Origin of the sequence: Vibrio sp. 1F263 (assembly GCF_041439035.1) — a bacterium.
GTDB lineage: Bacteria > Pseudomonadota > Gammaproteobacteria > Enterobacterales > Vibrionaceae > Vibrio > Vibrio tasmaniensis_A.
Map to the genome: position 1 here is coordinate 26762 of NZ_JBGONI010000016.1, position 18805 is coordinate 45566.

General features: G+C 45.5%; 17 protein-coding genes. 5 read left to right on the top strand and 12 right to left on the bottom strand.

Annotated elements, in window-relative coordinates; genetic code table 11:
- Positions 1 to 13: 13 nt before the first annotated feature.
- On the bottom strand, positions 14 to 2245 hold the full coding sequence (locus ACED25_RS12025) for a hypothetical protein (protein WP_371695348.1): 2232 nt from the start codon (positions 2243 to 2245) through the stop codon (positions 14 to 16).
- A 409-nt stretch (positions 2246 to 2654) separates the two neighbouring features.
- Here ACED25_RS12025 and ACED25_RS12030 point away from each other — a divergent pair, with 409 nt between their 5' ends.
- Positions 2655 to 3554: a GyrI-like domain-containing protein gene (locus ACED25_RS12030; RefSeq protein WP_371695349.1), complete on the top strand. Its 900-nt coding sequence runs from the start codon at positions 2655 to 2657 to the stop codon at positions 3552 to 3554.
- Between the two features lie 85 nt (positions 3555 to 3639).
- Here the strand turns inward: ACED25_RS12030 and ACED25_RS12035 are convergent, their stop codons facing one another.
- The 3 genes from ACED25_RS12035 to ACED25_RS12045 all read right to left on the bottom strand — a co-directional run bounded on the left by ACED25_RS12035 (position 3640) and on the right by ACED25_RS12045 (position 5477).
- A complete protein-coding gene (locus ACED25_RS12035) occupies positions 3640 to 3978 on the bottom strand; it encodes a hypothetical protein (RefSeq protein WP_017102298.1) in 339 nt (112 codons plus the stop codon).
- A 197-nt stretch (positions 3979 to 4175) separates the two neighbouring features.
- The gene (locus ACED25_RS12040; RefSeq protein WP_371695350.1) at positions 4176 to 5150 is read right to left on the bottom strand and encodes a Gfo/Idh/MocA family protein; all 975 of its coding nucleotides are present in this window, start codon (positions 5148 to 5150) and stop codon (positions 4176 to 4178) included.
- 3 nt (positions 5151 to 5153) lie between these two features.
- Positions 5154 to 5477, bottom strand: coding sequence for a putative quinol monooxygenase (locus tag ACED25_RS12045; RefSeq protein WP_371695351.1), 324 nt, complete (start codon positions 5475 to 5477; stop codon positions 5154 to 5156).
- A gap of 106 nt (positions 5478 to 5583) precedes the next feature.
- Here ACED25_RS12045 and ACED25_RS12050 point away from each other — a divergent pair, with 106 nt between their 5' ends.
- Positions 5584 to 6441 carry a LysR family transcriptional regulator gene (locus tag ACED25_RS12050; RefSeq protein ID WP_371695352.1) on the top strand — a complete coding sequence of 286 codons (858 nt, stop codon included), beginning with the start codon at positions 5584 to 5586 and terminating at the stop codon, positions 6439 to 6441.
- A 65-nt stretch (positions 6442 to 6506) separates the two neighbouring features.
- Here ACED25_RS12050 and ACED25_RS12055 read toward each other — a convergent pair whose 3' ends face one another.
- From ACED25_RS12055 to ACED25_RS12065, 3 genes are all read right to left on the bottom strand, one after another.
- Positions 6507 to 7700: a winged helix-turn-helix domain-containing protein gene (locus ACED25_RS12055; RefSeq protein ID WP_371695353.1), complete on the bottom strand. Its 1194-nt coding sequence runs from the start codon at positions 7698 to 7700 to the stop codon at positions 6507 to 6509.
- 34 nt (positions 7701 to 7734) lie between these two features.
- A complete protein-coding gene (locus ACED25_RS12060) occupies positions 7735 to 8382 on the bottom strand; it encodes a DsbA family oxidoreductase (RefSeq protein ID WP_371695355.1) in 648 nt (215 codons plus the stop codon).
- Between the two features lie 180 nt (positions 8383 to 8562).
- A complete protein-coding gene (locus ACED25_RS12065; RefSeq protein WP_065111545.1) occupies positions 8563 to 9360 on the bottom strand; it encodes a Cof-type HAD-IIB family hydrolase in 798 nt (265 codons plus the stop codon).
- A 319-nt stretch (positions 9361 to 9679) separates the two neighbouring features.
- Between ACED25_RS12065 and ACED25_RS12070 the strand changes: the two genes are divergently transcribed.
- Together ACED25_RS12070 and arsB are read left to right on the top strand one after the other, a co-directional pair.
- Positions 9680 to 10021, top strand: coding sequence for an ArsR/SmtB family transcription factor (locus ACED25_RS12070; RefSeq protein ID WP_371695356.1), 342 nt, complete (start codon positions 9680 to 9682; stop codon positions 10019 to 10021).
- A 102-nt stretch (positions 10022 to 10123) separates the two neighbouring features.
- Entirely contained in the window at positions 10124 to 11179 is a 1056-nt protein-coding gene (gene arsB, locus ACED25_RS12075; RefSeq protein ID WP_017081764.1) for an ACR3 family arsenite efflux transporter, read from the top strand.
- A 124-nt stretch (positions 11180 to 11303) separates the two neighbouring features.
- On the opposite strand, the gene ACED25_RS12080 is transcribed toward arsB, so the two are convergent.
- Positions 11304 to 12191 carry a LysR family transcriptional regulator gene (locus ACED25_RS12080; protein WP_371695357.1) on the bottom strand — a complete coding sequence of 296 codons (888 nt, stop codon included), beginning with the start codon at positions 12189 to 12191 and terminating at the stop codon, positions 11304 to 11306.
- Between the two features lie 127 nt (positions 12192 to 12318).
- Here ACED25_RS12080 and ACED25_RS12085 point away from each other — a divergent pair, with 127 nt between their 5' ends.
- Positions 12319 to 12750, top strand: a complete 432-nt coding sequence (locus tag ACED25_RS12085) for a PACE efflux transporter (protein WP_371695358.1) — start codon at positions 12319 to 12321, stop codon at positions 12748 to 12750.
- Positions 12751 to 12967: 217 nt separating this feature from the next.
- On the opposite strand, the gene ACED25_RS12090 is transcribed toward ACED25_RS12085, so the two are convergent.
- The 4 genes from ACED25_RS12090 to ACED25_RS12105 form a co-directional block, all read right to left on the bottom strand.
- The gene (locus ACED25_RS12090; RefSeq protein ID WP_371695359.1) at positions 12968 to 13840 is read right to left on the bottom strand and encodes a universal stress protein; all 873 of its coding nucleotides are present in this window, start codon (positions 13838 to 13840) and stop codon (positions 12968 to 12970) included.
- Positions 13841 to 13856: 16 nt separating this feature from the next.
- A complete protein-coding gene (locus ACED25_RS12095) occupies positions 13857 to 15860 on the bottom strand; it encodes a tripartite tricarboxylate transporter permease (RefSeq protein ID WP_371695360.1) in 2004 nt (667 codons plus the stop codon).
- A 282-nt stretch (positions 15861 to 16142) separates the two neighbouring features.
- Entirely contained in the window at positions 16143 to 17321 is a 1179-nt protein-coding gene (locus ACED25_RS12100; protein ID WP_371695362.1) for a Bug family tripartite tricarboxylate transporter substrate binding protein, read from the bottom strand.
- 322 nt (positions 17322 to 17643) lie between these two features.
- The gene (locus ACED25_RS12105; RefSeq protein ID WP_371695364.1) at positions 17644 to 18708 is read right to left on the bottom strand and encodes a 4-oxalomesaconate tautomerase; all 1065 of its coding nucleotides are present in this window, start codon (positions 18706 to 18708) and stop codon (positions 17644 to 17646) included.
- Positions 18709 to 18805 lie beyond the last annotated feature (97 nt).

Sequence of the window (18805 nt, forward strand, 5' to 3'; positions counted from 1 at the left end):
CATTCTATTGGCTCTAATAAAGCAAGAACAGCCCTTCATAACCGCCAATATGAATTTCAGTCACATACTCTCCGATGTTGCCGTTTTCATCGACAGGCTTCATCGGCACGTCCAATACAATCATCAGCTTCTCTGCCTCATAAAAGCTCGAATTCTTACCGTGGAAATCCGTGCGGTACAACACTCGACCATTGCTGAACTCTCTCGCTAACACCATATCTTCAGGGCCACCCGCGGCCACCTGATTTTTAGATTGATACATAAAGTACGTGAACGTCGGTAGCACGTGAGTCATGCCATAGGGTAGATCAACATGAACCATTTCTTTCATTGAGGAATCACCAACGATGGTGTAGTCTGCGGGTTGAGGTGTCGTTGTCGATAGCATCAAAGGAATTGGCTCAAATCCCTGTAGGACCTGATGACTCGGCTCTCCCAAATCAACGGCTAATAACGAACTTGGTTGATAAGCGATATTTTTAGGGACACCACTTTGCCAGAAAATGTCTGCAGTCGTGTTATCACTCCCATAGACGTAACTATTGTTCCACTGATTAAAATAGCTGTGTTGAGCATGTCGATTGAGGTGGTAAATCGCTAGGGTCGAGTATTGGTCTTTCTTCCAATTCTCTTCACTATTTCCTAGATACTGGACTCGCCCGTAACGCGTTGTCGCCTGAAAAATTACTCCTTTTCCATTGTAGGCGAGCGCAGAATTATCCCAGAATTTAGAGATCCCCGAGTAACCACTAAATCCAGTAGACGGAAAAATGTAATGCTCTCTCAGATACAAAGACCCGGCTTCGCTAAGATGAGACTGCCCATTTCGACCCAGCAAGTTCGCCGTACCAATGTTCAACCCAATAGACGCATCACTTTCTAAAGCAGATAGATTTTTGAGAAACGCTGAAAATTGTTGCGTGTAGAGAGCATCCGCTTGATTTGAACCCGCAACAGCTCCTAACTCTTGAACATGTCCGCCAGAATGGACATAGAACTGGTTCGAGCCAATGAGTTTATTTGTGTCGTCGTTGTATGCACCATTCAAACCTTGGATTGCCCAGCTTTGCTTGTAGTAGCGATGAATGGCCGATAAATAATCCGCGTTTGCGACGTTCGTTAACGACCAAGATGAATTCGTGCTCCACATTCGACCAAATGGCACCACTCTTGATTCCCAACGAAAACGCGCTGTCGCATTCTTATTGGTTCGATTTCGATACTCGCTTGGCGACAAGTAGTTATCGCCATTCAGGTCTGCAGACACGTCAAAGCCACGAATTTTTCGCCATTGGCTGATAGCATTGCCATCCGGAGTTGTGGTCGGAGCGTCGGTTAACTTAACGGTTGGAAAGCTGTTTTTGAGTTTTACTTCTTTTAACCGCGGCCTGTCGTCTGCGTTCTCACTTTGCCAACGAACTCTCACAACGTATAAACGGCCACCCTCTCTCAAAAAGGTTGAACCAAAATACTGGCCGCCACCATAACTCACCCCACTGCCATCATGATTTGTGGCTCTTACCCAGTTACCCGGAAGGTTCCAAATCACCGATTGGTTTCTGGTCATATTGAGCGTTTGGTCTTTCTTTACATCGAGCCTTTCCCACTGTGAAACCCTTCCGTGAGAGTCAATAGCTGTTGGGTATTCAATCCAGAATTCGCCGCTGACAGCAAACTGTGAGAACTTAAAGGTCAGACGTTCGAACTGTTCAGCATGATAGACATACAAAGCCCCGCCCAGTTCGAAATTCTCAAACACATCAGCATCCCACGGAGGCTCTTGATACAGCCAAAAGCCAGCATGGTCTTCACTGGCTGTATAGCCCAAGATCATAGGCTTTCCACTTAAGAGAGTATTTTCACCGTGGGTGTTATCGACTTCTGCGAGCACTGTATCTTCAGAAAAATGGAGAAAGAAGTTTTCAAAATTAACGCCATGCAACTCTGCGTTATTACGAAGGTCGTTCTCCAACCAACCAGAATTGAGCTCCAATTTTTGGTTATACATATACCCAATTGTCGTAGCTCGCTTATTGTCGGTTTTATCTGCATAAGAGCCAAATACGAGGTCACTGTTCGCAATTTCCCAATCTATGACGGCATTCGCAGACAATGGGGAGCCCGAAAGATCAACACCAGCTTCATGTTGCCCTGGCAGCACAACCGCTGTACCAACAGCAAAAGAATAGCCGGTAATTAAATATGACGGTATAAGTGCGAGCAGCACAGAAATGTAGGTTTTCATGATTCAAATTTCCTAATCGATACTATTGCCAATCAAAATACCTCATTCAAAATCAACATATTACGTGTCAAATTAGGGAGCAATGTACGAAAAAAGTATCGTCTAGAAAAGTTCATAGTTCAAGCATTAAGCCACCCGGTTCGACGAGCATTTAAGTGTGCCATCGAATACCCGAATGAAGACAATCTGAAACTACCGCCAGCTTAAGGGGGAAATGACGGCTTCAATACAAACACGACCTAATTTTGAGGTTAAATAATCGCGTTAGTAGATAGAGAAACATAACGAGATGATTGGATTAACGCATCTAATCTCAGTTTCAAGGCTCCTCTATTGAAACTCAACTTAGATAAGCTAGTCTCGGTGATCTAAACAAGAACGATGACAACAGAGAGTGGTAAATAAAGTAATGTACGTTGACTATCATAAGCGGCTGATTCCCGTTGTCCGCTATTTAGAGAAACACTTTAACGAGCCACTCAACCTAATCGAAGTCGCGGCGTTAGCCAACTTTCCACCCTACCATTTTCATCGCACTTTTAAAGCCGTTCAAGGCGAGACGCTTGCTGATTTCATCAGGCGACTGAGGCTTGAATCCGCAGCTGATGATCTTTTCAAATCCAAGCAACCTGTCCTGAATATCGCTCTGGAATATGGTTTCTCGTCCTCGCAAAGCTTGGCCAAAGCATTCAAACAGCACTTTGGAGTAACTCCTACGGCATTTCGTGATTGTGAAGATTACCAAGCGTTTTCTGAGTTGACGCGAAATAGCAAGATTGGACACACGTTGCGCAAGAATGGAAACGCAGCAACCGCAGGCAATTCATATACTGACTCCGAACCAACAACATGGAGTAGGACAATGAAAACGCAACAATTCGAACCGTCAAAACTAGCGTATGTACGAGTGACAGGCCCCTATGGACAGGGTTATGAAGAACCAAGCGGTCGTCTTTATCAGTGGGCTGAAATGAAAGGATTAGCAGGTAACAGCTGCATCTTTATCTATCATGACAATCCAGAAATCACGCCGAACGATAAATGCCGTACCGACATCTGCTTGATGGTTTCAGACGACACTGAAGTGCCAAATGGAATAGAATTAAAAGATTTTCCCGGCGGACAATATGCAGTGATGCGCCAAACCATCACCGAGCTAAGCCAATACGCTAAAGCGTGGGACGACCTGATGAGTAAGGTCATAGAGTCCGGCATAGAAACCGAAGACCGCCCTTGCTTTGAGCTTTACCACAGCTACGATCCACAAACTCAGCATTCAAACGTTAGCTTCTGCACCGCAATTAAATAACAAATAAAATTCAGTAACAAAGCCTACCTCGCGTAGGCTTTCGTTCTTTCGTTAACGAACCAATAAAGACTCTTACGAAAGCTTCTTAAAGTCTATTGAACCACTTCCCTTGATGGTCGCGGTCGCAATTTTCTTGTGTATCGTAGCTAACATGCTTATCGATATTCTTCAGTTGAATCCCAACTTGATTGAACGCTTGTTGGATAGCCCGAGAGGCACTCTGCTGCCCCCCCCCCTCTAAAAAGTTCGTTCTATCCTGATTGGTATCGAATACGCAGACGATTTTCAAACTTTGCGGGAATGAAGAGAAATTGACCGTATGAGTCACCCACAGAAAACCATCGAAGCCTTTTAACGTGTCTTCACAAACGTCCGTTAACACGTCTCTGATTTGATTTTCGATCTTCTTATCTGATTTACGCATGAAGTAAGCATCCTATTTAACACCTTAAAAAATAAGGTTTTTCGGTCAATGTTGTCTTAACCGACATTGGACACTGTGGCTGTTTCAAATGCAAAGTATTTATTAGGAGAGTCGACTGGAAGATATAGGAAAACGCCTCATGCTTGATAGCTTACGAGGCAATCGAACAAGAGGCGAATATAGAATTTACGAAGATGTTAGCTCGCCGCTTGTTCCCAATCAGTCAGTAACTTCATGATCACGCGAGAGTCTTGGTGGGTTGCCATTGGCGCAGCAAGTTGTGTGTCACCTTGCTCAACCGCTTGGCGGATATTGCGCACTTGATAATCGAAGCCGTCACCTTGCGCTTCAACTTTCACTTCACGTGTCGACGTCTCATAGATCTCTACCGTAAACGTGTTTTCTGTAGTCGGTAACCATGGATTAGTATCTAGCGTAATACAGCCTTTGCTGCCTAGAATCGTGAAGCCATGCTTTAAGCCGTGATCTTCCGCGGTGTGGATTTGCGCGGTAAAGCGGTCATTGAAACGCATCATCGCCGAAGATTCACAGATATTGCCATCTTCGCCTCGTCGACCAATTGCTGAGATCTGCATATCATCAAACACACCCTCACCGAACTGCTGCTGCGCAACAGAATGAATCAGCGACATTGGATAACAACCCAGGTTGTACAACGCGCCTTTACTTGCAGGGTTTACGAACTGATCAATCGCAGCAACGTAGGAGCCTTGGATTGAGCGCACTTCACCAATCTCACCAGTTGCTAGTTCCTGATGAAGCTTGGCGATAAGTGTATGGTTTAGATACATCAAACCTTCTGCAAAGAATACGTCCGCTTCTTTCACCGCTTGCAAAGCTTGCTCGGTTTTTTCCATATCAACCGACAGAGACTTCTCACACAAGATCGCTTTGCCTTTTTGAGCGGCTTTAATCATGTATTCGTGGTGAACGTGGTTTGGTAGGGCAATATAGATAATGTCGACTGACTCATCTTCAATCAAAGCTTCATAGCTGTTGAAGGTCAATGTTGGCTGGTACTGCGACGCAAACTCATTGAGTGTTTTCTCTGTGCGTCCAGCGACGGCATACAGCTCGCTTTGAGCATCACCTTTAATCGCATCCGCCATTACGCCTGAGATAAAGCTGGTTCCTAGGATTCCCCATTTCATGGCTTAGCTCTCCTGCTTTTTTGTTTCAACTGATTCAAGTTGCGTCTCGAACGCTTGAACCAAATCGGTAATGTCACGCTCAATAAACGCTTTGGTATGAGGCATCACAAAGTGCTGATTGATCGCCTCGCGGTTTGCGTATTGTTCAAACAAGATCACACGATCGCTTTGGCTTTGATCATAGGTTGCAATCGCTTGTAGGCAGCCTGGCTCGCTTTGCATGTCTAAACAAAACTGTTCGATGGCTTCGATCGCAGCAGCTCGCTCTATGTTGGTTTTGATCTTCAGTTCGGCAGTGACAAAGATGGTTTCATTCATTTGAGGCATTTCACGCTCTTATTTTAGTTAATTATCGGTTTGCCATTAATATAATTAACCCCTAATAATTGATAAACTCACGTTTTGTTTATTGTTTATCAACCAAGAGTGTTTAATGGATAAGTTAACCAGTATGAAAGTCTTCGTCTACGTGGTGGAACAAGGCAGCTTTCGCAGTGCCGCAAACCACTTCAACTTGTCGGCGACCATGATCAGTAAACATGTCCACCACCTTGAAACGAGCCTTAACTCTCAACTGATTCATCGCACCACGCGTAGGCAGTCTTTAACCGATTCAGGTCAGCTTTATTATCGAGAATGTAAACGAATTCTCGAAGACATCAGCAATGCTGAAAACCTAATTCAAACCTTGGAAAACCAACCACAAGGGACGGTAAAGATAAACTGCCCGGTTACCTACGGGAACAAGGTGCTTGCCCCGATTGTGGCTAAGTTCCTCGCGCATCACCCAACGATTAATGTCGAACTCGTGCTGAACAACGACCTTGTCGATCCTTATTCATCCGACATTGACCTGATTGTGCGAATTGGCGACCTGTCCGATTCAAGCTTGGTCGCAAGGTATTTAGGGGATTATGAGATGTGTTATTGCGCCGCGCCCGCTTACCTAAACCAACATGCTGAAATCAGAGTACTAGAAGACTTGGCGCAGCACCCATCGCTTGGATTCAGTTACAGCAGCCAAGCCCCTCACACCACACCGAATAAAGAGCGTGTGCGCTTGATGTCGAATAATGGTGATGTGTTGCGATATGCTGCCCTTCAAGGCGTAGGCGTATTGTTACAGCCGACTATCTTAGTTGCCGAAGAAATTGAGCGTGGAATGCTATTGGAGATCTTGCCCGGCATGGCACCTTTCCCTAAGCCGATTCACTTGCTCTACAAAACCAAGCAACTGTCGTTGAAGAACCGAACCTTTGTCGAATTTTTGTTAGCTACTCTTTCTGGTTAACTAAGCGCTGACGAATTAGCAAAGAGGCTTCTAAGTAACGAAGAGTTTTTTAAACAACAAAACCACTAGACTGTTTGCCAATGGCTCATCAAGCGCTTGCCAAGATCAGAAGGCGTGGTGTTATGGACGATCATCTCATCACATTGGTTGAACACCATGAAGTGTTTTAGTTCATCGCATAAAGCATGAACCAACGACTCATGGTTTTTAATTCGCTCTTCCACAACCAAGTTACGGATATTGAGCAAACCACTCTTCCTGTCGACCTTGCAATCCATTCGTGCCACCAGCTCACCTTGCCATAGAATCGGTAAGCTAAAATAACCAAACTGACGCTTGGCTTCTGGCACATAGCACTCAAGAAGATAATCAAAATTAAACAGTGATTGCATTCGCTTTCGTTGAATCAACAGGTTATCAAACGGAGACAGTATCTTAAGCTTGGTTCTGGAAAGAGGTTGATTCAGCAGATCAAAAGCACCTGGCAGAACATAGTAATCAGAGCCTTGAATATCTACTTTCATCAACTGCTTATCTTCAAGCATCTGCTGGAGTGTTGTCTGAATCAGAGGTTTTGTGTTCTTGAGTAGATAGCTCATTTCCGACGCTATTCCCACACCATTAGCTTCTAAATAACGCGTAATTAGATGCTCGATGTACTCTTGTTCCGTTGGTTCTGAGGTATCAATGCCACTCGGCAAAACTCGCTCGGTTAGGTCATACACCTTATGGAAGTTCACTCGGCTCGGCACCATTAAGTCACCTTGCATAAACAAAGTCTCTAGTGCCTGTTTGGCAGGTTTACCGCCCCATCCGCCGGGGTTTGGTCTATCCCCTTCAAAGTCTTTCGCCATTAATGGCCCTTCGCTCTCAATGCGTTTGAGAACATGCGCCATCAATGCATCATCCTTTTTATACCAATGCTTAAGCTTACCGGTCGCAAAGCCATTCTTGCGATGTAGGCTGAATCGAAAGTCACGCATGGGTAAATACGCGGCGGCATGCGACCAATATTCAAACACTTCTCGACGCTCTAGCAGCTTGTCGAGATGATCAAGCTGGTAGTCTTGATTACGATTCCACAGCGTATGGTGGTGAGCTCGCTGAATCACAGAGATGGTATCAATTTGAACATACCCAAGGTTTTCAATCGCAGACAGCGTGTTCGCCAAAGTTCCTCCATTGCGTTGCTTTTTAGGTGGCAATTTTTGCGAAAGCAGTACAATTTTTTGCGCTTGAGCGAGTGACAATGATTCCATGTAATTCAGACTCTAATTGATACCAATAATCGGCTTATGATTCAGCAATAAGTTCTTGAAGAATTTGCTTGTACGTTTCGACCGTCTGCGCACCAGTGACCGCACTCTTGCGGTTGAATACCACGGTAGGAACCGCTGAGATTCCCATGCGTTGCCATTCAAACTCTTGCGCTTCAATTTGCTTCAAGTTATCGATGTTCTTTAGGCGCTTCAGTGCCTTCATTGAGTCTAAGCCAACTGCTTCAAGTTCTTGCGCGATAACCTCAAGATCAGCAAGATTTTTCTGCTCTGAAAAATGAGCAGTAAAGAAGCGTAGCTTTAACTCAGTCTGTTTGCCATGCGCCAACGCGAAATCGAGCAGCACATGCAGGTGACGTGAATTAACCATTCTCATGCTGTCATAGAAATTGAAATCGAAACCAACCGCTTTGCCACGAGCCGCAAGCTGTTCACGGGAGCTTTGGCTCTCTTCTGCACTAGAACCGTATTTTCTCATGATATGGTCACGCAGGTTTTCGCCCTCTTGCGGCATATCTGGATTCAACTCAAACGGCTGCCATTCAAGTTCAATCTGGTCTTCTAAACCAAGTTCCGCAACGGCTTGCTCTAAGTTTTTGTAACCGACCACGCACCAAGGGCACATTACGTCAGAAATAATATCGAGTTGAAGTTTCTTGTTCATCGTCATTCCAAATATCGTTGCTAAGGCGTATTCAACTCAAACTGAATACCCATATTTCTGATTAGACTACAACATGCTGAACACTCGTTCAAATTTAACTCGATGAACCAGTAGCCAACAAAAAAGCCAACTCCTATTACCGAGTTGGCTTTGATAAAAATCGGATTGAGCTTAACCGCATTACGCTAGCAGCTTCTCAAGCACTTGGAATACACCTGCATCAACGTTACTTGGCGCGCCAAAACGAGCAATCTCTTTCAGCTTAGGATGTGCGTTTTCCATCGCGTAAGAGTGGTAGCTCTCTTTTAGCATTTCCAAGTCATTCAGGTAGTCACCAAAACTCATGGTCTGTTCGTAAGTGAAGCCGAGTGTGTTTTGTAGGTGCTTAATCGCCGCGCCTTTTGATGCCTCAGCGTTCATCACATCCAACCAAATTTTTGCACTGACAACCACTTGGTAGTTCTCACCGAATTTGGCATCAATAGTTGGGTTCACTTTCTCTTGTGAACCGTCGAAGTGACAGATAGCCACCTTGATGAAATCGTCTTCTACCGCCAGTAAGTCTTCTACTTGCTCACGGCGATGGTAGTACTTAGAGATCTCCGCTAAAGCACGCTCATCTTTGGTTTCAATGTATGCCGATTTCTTACCACATAGCACCACATGCGCGCCTTCAATAGCACGAGCTTCTTTGATGATCTCTTTGATGGCATCGGTATCAAGCAAGCAGCTGTAAAGCTCTTGGCCTTTGTGCATTACCAATGTGCCGTTTTCAGCAACGAACATCATGCGATCTTTTAGCGGAGAAAATGTTTCCATCAGGCTGTAATACTGACGACCCGATGCCGCAGCAAAAATGATGTCTTGAGCTTCTAGTCGCTCATAAAGATTGAAGAATTCTGGGTCTAACTTTCCGTGTTCATTAAGAAGAGTGCCGTCCATATCAGCAGCGATAAATTTGATGTTCTGTTGTGGCATTTCAGGGCTTACCTATAAGTAAAGATTAAAGTGTAAATTATGATTTTTCGTTATCTTGTGTAACGGTTCTGCCTTCGATTATATCGCTAGAGTAGCCAGTGAATGCAATGCTTTTCGGTCGATTTCTCTGTTTAAATCTAAGATCTTGTTTATGCGCAATAAGAAGGTAAAAACAGATAAAAATCGAATATCAAGCTTAACTAAAACCATTGTTCTGAGATGCCAATTTAAGCCGACTTATAAATTTCGCATTGACCAATAAAAGAAATAGGCCTACCATTAATCGTCTTTTAACGATTATGGAAAGCGAAACATCAATATGAACGAAACTTGCCCTACAACTGGTGGCTGTGCTCTACCAATCGGACATGGTGATACCGAAGCTGAAACGCAAATGGCAGCTCTGGCCAAAGCGCTCGCTCACCCGGCAAGAGTTCGTATATTGAGTATCCTTTCAACGCTAGAAAAATCGGGCGGCTGTTTGAACAGTGACTTGGTTAGTGAATTAGGTTTGGCGCAATCGACAGTATCAGAGCACCTAAGAATCTTGAAAACCTCTGGTTTCATCACTGCTGAATCGATACCACCGAAGATGTGCTACCGCATTAATCGAGATAATATTCAGCAATTTGAATCGCTTATCGACATTATTTTAAAATAGATTAACCACGCTTAGTTTGTCGAACACAATAAACTAAGCGTATTTTTTGCCTTTAAATATCGTTTTTCGACGATTAACGATACCAACTAAAGAGATAATATAATGAAACCAAAATTAGGTTTTCTCGATCGCTACTTAACGCTGTGGATCTTCATCGCCATGGGCATTGGTGTACTGCTTGGCACCTTGTTCCCACAAATCGAACAGTGGAACGAATCAATGTCTGTTGGCACAACCAACATTCCACTGGCAATTGGCCTTATCTTAATGATGTACCCACCTCTGGCTAAGGTTAACTACAACCTGCTAGGCACCGTGGTAAAAGATAAGAAAGCGATAAAACTATCTTTGATCATGAACTGGTTTGTCGGCCCAATTCTGATGTTTGTGTTGGCGCTAACATTCTTAGGCGACCACCCAGGTTACATGGTCGGCGTGATTCTGATTGGTCTTGCTCGCTGTGTGGCGATGGTTCTGGTTTGGAACGACATCGGCGGCGGTAACAAAGAATACGGTGCGGCATTAGTTGCTCTAAACAGTGCGTTCCAAGTGGTGAGCTACAGCTTTATGGCGTGGCTATTCATCAGCGTTCTTCCGCCAGTATTTGGTTACGAAGGCATGTTAGTTGATATCTCGATGATCGACATTGCACACAGTGTACTTATTTACCTAGGTATCCCATTCTTAGCGGGCTTCCTAAGCCGTAAGATCCTTGTGTCGATGAAAGGCGAGCAGTGGTACAACGATGTGTTTATTCCACGTATCTCTCCAATCACACTGATTGCACTACTGGCGACTATCGTTCTGATGTTCAGCCTAAAAGGCGAGATGATTGTTGAACTGCCAATGGACGTATTGTTGATTGCTGTTCCACTGACTATCTACTTCACAGCAATGTTCTTCATCAGCTTCTTCATTGGTAAGAAGATGGGTATTGAATACGACAAGAACGCATCAATTGCATTCACAGCGACAGGTAACAACTTCGAGCTAGCGATTGCTGTTGCTATCTCAGTATTCGGTATCAACTCAGACCAAGCGTTTGCAGGTGTTATCGGTCCACTGATTGAAGTACCTGTGTTGATTTACCTTGTGAACGTGGCGCTTAAGATGAAAGACAAGTACTACAACGGTCAGACGGTTAAACCTAGCGTATAGCATCTACGTCTACACCTAGAACTAGAACTAACAAAAAGCAGTATCACTTTGAACAGAAAGGCTCACACGTTAAACGGTGAGCCTTTTCTTTATTCAGTTTAATCCAATTTAAGTCTCGTCCAGTTTACGTTTCGTCTAATAAGCCTTTCAAAGCTTGTTCAAGCCAAAGTAACGCAGGGCCTTTAGAACGTGTTTTAGACAGAACAAGATCAACGGGCGGCGACCATGTTTTGTGATCGAATGAGACATTAATCTCCACTAAACGCTGCTTATTCAGCTCCTCTTCGACAAGGTGCTTGGGTAAGTATGCCCAGCCAATATCGCTGCCAAGTACCATCTCTTTGATCACAATAAAGCTGTTTGACCACCATACCTTTCCGGCAATCAGCGGAAACTGATCCATCACCTTGCCTTTGTCTCCCCTCAACATTAACTGACGATGCGGGAGTAAATCAGAGAGTTTCGCCACACCTGTTTTTGCGAGCGCATGACTTGGATGACACACAGCAATAAATGGTAGGTGGCCGATAAAGCATGGCTCAGAGCCTACATCAAAAGCCAAATTGGTAAACATCAATCCAATGTCGGCTCTCTCTTCGATAATCAACGGATTGACCTCTGTTGTGGTACACGCAACCAGTTCGACTTCCGTTGCAGGGAACTGTTTACTGAATCCACTAAGGATCTTAGATAGGTTCGGGACCAATAGTGAATCATCTAATGCAATTTTGATGAGCCCCTCTTCACCGCTGCCCATCGCACTAACCGTCACATTCAGATCTTCAACCTGAAGCACGATCGCTTTCACCTGTTTAAATAACTGCTCGCCCGCTTTGGTTAGTGAAGGCTTTCGAGTCGAACGATCAAAAAGCTCAACATTAAAATCGATTTCAAGATTACTGATGCCTTGGCTCACCGCCGACTGAACCTTACCCAAATGACGAGCACTGGCAGAAAATGACCCTAATTCAACGGCATACACAAACATTTTCAGCTGTTCAATGTTGTACATTTGGTATCTCCCAACACTTACTATCACCATATGTGATGCTAACTATCTTTATATTATCACTTAAATAGATATTATCTAGGCAAGTCATTGGCCCATAGAGGCTAGAAAACAGAAAGAGAGTAAAAAGATGTCACATAAAGAACGCATGTTACACATGGTGCTATTTGAATTAGCAGCTTTGATTTTGATGGCCGTGGCGGCAACTTACATTGTCGGTGGCGGAGCAGTAAAAATGGCAGGCTTGGCGTTATCTTTGTCGCTGATAGCGATGACGTGGAACTACGTCTACAACTACGGTTACGACAAGATTTACGGTGCTGACCGCAGCAAACGAACCAAGAAAACACGTATTCTGCACGGCTTAGGTTTCGAACTGGGTTTGATGCTGGTGACGTTCCCGCTACTGATGTGGGTACTTCAACTCGATTTCTGGACAGTACTAGTAATGGATATCGGAATTGTTATCTTCTTCGTGCTGTACGCGATTACATTCAACTGGGCGTATGACTCAATCCGAGCTCAATTGGTTGCGAGAGGAAAAGTTGCAGCTCTGGTTTAGAGCTGCATCCATTGAAATAAAAAGGGGCTAACTGGTAATAGGTCATCGTAAAAGGAGAAAAAATACGATGACCACATAAACATAGACGGACGGGTCACATATCAGCTAGCCCATGAGTTTACTCTAGCAATCTAAGCTGTCATGCACCTGACATGACAGCAATTAAATTTCAATGAATCAGTGAGTGACGCGTGGGAACAAATCACTCACCGACCTATTAGCTCACCATGAACAAGGGCACGTCAGTTTTACTAAGGAGCCTTCTGGTTACACCACCCAGCATCTGTTGATGCATCTTCTTATGAGCCAATGCGCCAGCCACAATCAAGTCCGCATGAAATTGTTCAGCGTGAGCAAGGATCGCTTGAGGCGTTTTAATTCTGCCCTCTTTGAACGAGATACACTCAACCTCGATATTGTGCAGCCCTAAGTAGCGTTTTAAGTCTTGTTGGTTAGGCTTTTTATTGAGTGAGCGCTCACTCGTCACCACTACGATATGCTTCGCTTTTCGCAGCAGTGGCATCGCAGCTTTGACGGCTCTTGCACCCGGATCATCACCGTTCCAAGCAATCATGATGCACTCTGGATTAAAGATTTTCTGCTCACGGGGCATCAATAAGATTGGGCGACTTCCATGTTCAATTGCCACATCAAAACTGACGCTACTTTTGCCATTCAGTGGTTTAGGAATGATGATGAGATCAGACACCTTACCGCGTTCAGACACCACATCCGCTCGATAACCCGTTAGATTATGCCATTGGGCACTCACGTGTTTATTGGCGTCGTTCATCACTAAGTTATCACTGTCGCACAGTGGCACTTCGAGCTTGTCGCACAAGGTGGTGAACTCAAGCTCAGACTGGTTCATATCTTCTGCAACGTAGTTATTCACCAATTGATCAATACGGCTAAGCCATTTACTTGGTAGCAATTGGCGCTCTTCTGGCATTAACTGTTGCGGGCTAATTTGGGCGTGCAATACATCCAAGTGCGCACCAAAATACCGAGCAACACTCAATGCACCTTCTAACCTTTCAGCGGAGTTTGCCGTAGAAGCAAAAGGCATAATAATAGTTCGAATCGTCATAATTACTTTCCTTCCATTATCCAATCGGCCAAGGCAGATCAACCGCCTCTTGCAACAAGCCAATCGGTAAATCCAAAACCATTAGGTGAGTTAGACCCAGTAAGAACCCTGTCGCAGCAACCGTTACCGATGCGGAACGTATCAAGCTCAACCCTGCTTTACTCATCAAGAACAGGCAGAAGAACGCGCTAATAGAAATCACGTAGCCGACAAAGTAACAACCAAGGAGCAGCGCACCGAGCCAGTACAGGTAATGCATCATGCTGATGCTGTTGGTATCAAAGGCGTAACCTTGCTCATACTCGTTATCGAAGTAGACAGCATCGCCTTCTGGCTTGGTCAGCAGTTGGAATAGCACCACCGCAGACAACACCCACATAATGCTGGCGATGATGATGGTGAACACACCACCTAAGAAGCTCTGTTGGTAGCCATCGTAAATGCCGTACATAAACGCGATGTTGACCAAGACAGCGAAGATAACCTGAGGCTTGCGGTTACTGATTCTTACTGAAGGTAGAGCAGTTTCAATCGAAGCGTCTTGTGCTTCGCTTTGCTTGTTCTTCTTCGCGCTTTGACGCCACATGAAGAACAGAGAGAAGACAGTCAGCGCACCAATAATCATCACACCTGGGCGTAGTAAGAATGCAGCACCATCAAACTGAACCGCTTGGTATAGGTAGGTCTCCATACCGTTCGCCAATACAAAACCAATCAAGAACGCAGGTCGAGGCCAGTCGAAACGCTTCATCAGCACACCCAGCGTACCGATACTTAATAGGGTCACTAAGTCGCCAAGGTCGCGTGTTGCTTGGAATGCAGCAAAACAAATCACCATTACCATGAATGGGGCAAGCAAGGTGTAACGAACCGTGGTCAGCCTGGCTACCCAAGGTGAAATCAGCATACAAGCGCCCGCACCAAACACATTCGCAAGTGCCAAAGACCACACGATGGTGTAAGTAATATCGAGGTCAGTACTCACCATCGCAGGACCCGGTTCTAAACCCACCAACACCATACCGCCAAGGAATACTGCCATGCTGCCCGAACCCGGAATTCCAAATAGCAAAGTCGGTACTAAGCCACCGCCCTCTTTCGCATTATTTGATGATTCAGGTGCAATAACACCACGCACATCGCCCTTGCCGAATTCAGGATCTTTCTTAGTCGTTTGCACCGCATGACCATAAGCGATCCAGTCCACTACACTGCCACCAAGGCCGGGAAGTGCACCAACAATACAGCCGATTACACTACAACGCACTGCGAGCCATTTGTTTTCCAAGAAGTCACGAACGCCCGCAGACCAACCCTTGCCAAGTTTACTAGCATTGGCGATTGGCTTATTTTGACGAAGCAGATCGATAATCTCAGGAAGCGCAAAAATACCTAAGCCAACGACTACCAGAGGAATGCCATCCATTAGGTAGAAGTTGTCAAAGGTCATTCGATATTCGCCAGTTGCTGGGGCACTACCGACACTGCCAAGCAATACACCCATGCCACACGCCGACAAACCTTTTACCAAGCTCTTACCTGCCAACGCACCGACCATGCTCAAACCTAATAAGGTCAGCATGAACAACTCACCAGAACCAAAAGCGAGGATCACTGGTCGAGCGATCAACACAAACCCTGTCAGTATCACCGCACCGAACAAACCACCGAAAAGCGATGAAGTAAACGCGGCAGAAAGCGCACGAGCCGCCTCGCCTTTCTTCGCCATTGGGAAGCCATCAAGCACGGTTGCTTGTGAGCCACTTGAGCCCGGGATCCCCATTAATACGGAAGTGAATGTATCGGAAGTGGGAATAACCGCAACCAAGCCGATAAGCATCGCCAAGGCTGAAATTGGGTCCATGCCATACAAGAACGGTAGCAGTAATGATAAGCCTGCAATACCGCCAAGCCCCGGAAAGATACCAATCGCGAGACCCAGCAATACACCACCTAACATAAAGGTGATGTGCTGAACGCTTAATATGGTTTCCAGTGCAGCAAAGAGTTCGTTAAACATCGTTGAATCCTTTCTATCATGAGACTCACTTTCGCTTTCGTGACCACTGCTTTCCTTAGCCCTTGATGCACAAAGCCCTACGGTGTTACCCGTACAGCGGCGATACAATGGGAGTGAAGCACTCACTGAGTTAACGATTTAATCGAATAACTCGTTAGCTACGTTGCGACGGAGAAAGTGAGATGAAAAGGCGTGAGCCACGATCTTGCGTCGCGGTCTCACCGCCAGTTAATACTGAGCGTTGTTAAGACTCATATTTTCTTGGGCTTCTGGATAGCCTGTTTAGAAACGAGTGTTGTAGTTTGTCGTCAGCCAATTTCTGACCCATTCAAGGTTACTTTCATCAAGCGACATAGCCGCTTTAAGTGCGAGTTGTGCTTGTTCGCCAGTCAGCTGAGGGTAATCGCCCAATACTTCGACGGCGCGTTGTTGAAAATCAGGTTGAGAGACTAATTCAGAAGCCGATGCGCGCCATGCTGCAACTATCTCTTCTGGTGTCGACTTAGGCACAAAAATCATCTTCTGAGCGGCAAACCCGGCCATGAAGAATGAGCGCCAAACTGCGTATCCTTGGGTTTCAGCCTCTTCCGGGTGGAACATTTGGTAGACCTCAGCGAAGTGAGGAAGCTCTGGGAAGTTAGGGTCACGCTTTAGCTTGCCGTCTTCACCCAATACACCGAAGCTAAACAAAGGAATCGCTTTACCTTCATTGACTAACGGTGTCACTTTGTCGATGTAAGATGAGCTGGTTTGAGAATCGATATTCACTTCGCCGCGCTCGAATGCCAGTCGACCCGCACCACGCCCTTGCATGCCGAAAATCGCTTGTACCTCCAAACCAAGTAGATCCATGGCTAGCAGTGGTACCAAGTCAATTGAGGTCGCACCTTGGCTTGCGTATTGAAACTTGATTTGGTCTTTCTTATCGAAAAGATCTTGTACGTTCTCGATGCCCGTTTTAGGCGAAACATACACAACGCCGCCAGTTGGGGATGCGAGAATCACGCTCCAATCGTTGTAGTCGTAACGAACTCGGCGATCTTGAAGAAGATAGGGATATTGGGTTGATGCCGAGCTTGCAAAGATGTTGAGGCCGTTGTCTTTCGCACGGCGAGCAAATTGGTTAGCGCCTTTTGTTGAGCCGCCACCCGGGATATTTTTCACCACCACTACTGGATTGCCCGGTAACGATTGAGACAAGTAAGGTGCATAGAAACGCCCCCATGTATCGGTACCGCCACCCTCTTTGTAAGGCATCACAAACTCGACACGCTCACCTTTAAACGAAACCTCTTCGGCTTGTGCGTGATGAGATAATGCCCCGACACCAAGTAGCGTGACCAAGAGTGATTGGCAAACTTTTAACTTAGACAATTTTTGAGTCATAAGAAAAGAGCCGTTCGAGAATAACGAAACCTTAGTAGAAGATTGTGTATTTTCGGGTAGTTGTACGTTCAGCATCGTGCCTCCTAATATCCTTTTTACTGCGTGTTACCTGCAGCTGGACCGTTTTTTGTGGTTTCTGACAAATTAGTCACCGAACCTGTCATCCAACTGACACGCTGCACTTTAATAACAAAAGTGTTACAAAGATCGCCCTTTAAGGCACAAAAACAGAGCACCGCGCGCCGAATTGGTGCAGTAAACCTCGAGGTTTTACTAGGGTTCGGGGAAGATATTAGAACGAACAAAAAATATGAGTGTGGGTGTGAATGTGAGAATGAAAAAAAAATCGCCAGCCCAATGGCCAGCGATTATGAATACGCATTAAAGCAGCTTGAGATTAAAACGTCGGGTAAACCTGACCTTTAAACAGTGGGCGAGCGGTTCGAACCAGAGCCGCTTGACGCACAGCGGGCTCAAGCTCACCCGGTTCCACTTTGATATTCACTTGGATTTGACCACTTGGGTGCTCAATGATCACGGTTTCAGAGTTAATGCCTTGGCATACTTCATGGGCAACGGTACCCGGAATCATACAAGCCGCCGCAACACAGATCCCGCCCGTCACAGCATGGCTAGCATGACAGTTTTGAGGAACAAAGTAGCGAGAGGTAATGTGTCCGTCTTGGGTTGGTGGTGATAACAAAGACACTTTAGGCACCACGCTTCCTGTCACATCGCCCATACCCATTAATCGGCCTGCCGATAAACGGATAGATTCGATGCGCTCAAGTAACTCGGCATTATCATCGAGTTGTTGCTTGGTCTCGTTACCTGCTAAGCCAAAGTCTTTGGCATTAATGTGCACCATAGGCACAGCGGCATCCAAGCAAGAAACTTCAACGCCTTCGACTTGATCACGCACGTTGCCTGTTGGGAATAGCTTGCCCGTTTTCGAGCCTCCAACATCTAAGAAATTGAGCAAAACAGGGGAGCCAGTTCCAGGAACACCGTCCACACGCACATCACCATCATAACGTAAATGGCCATTTGGGCTTTCGGCGGAAACTTCGATAATAGTATTGGTGTTGATGTTTCTGACACGCAACATAGTGGAAGGGCTGCTTAACTTAACCAAATTATTTTCACTGGCGAACGCCACGATGCCTGAGAGAATATTGCCGCACGAAGGTTTGGTATCGACTTCTTTCTTATCGACCGCGACCTGAGCAAAGAGATAATCTAAATCTGTCCCTTCTTGTTCCGATTTAGACACAATTGCGACCTTGCTCGTCAGTGACGTGCCGCCGCCGATGCCATTGATTTGTTGGCCTTCGCCTGAACCCATAATACGCACCAGCAGATCATCTCTCTCTTGCTCGCTTTCAGGCAAATCACTCGCTAAAAAGTACGCACCTTTCGATGTGCCACCGCGGATCAACATGCAGGAAATATTCTCGTTCATGACCGTTTTCAACCTCTTACTCTTGAAGTGAAAGAGCAATTCCATGCTCATTTTTGGACTTCAAGAGTAAAAAACGAAACTGTCATGTAGCTGACTC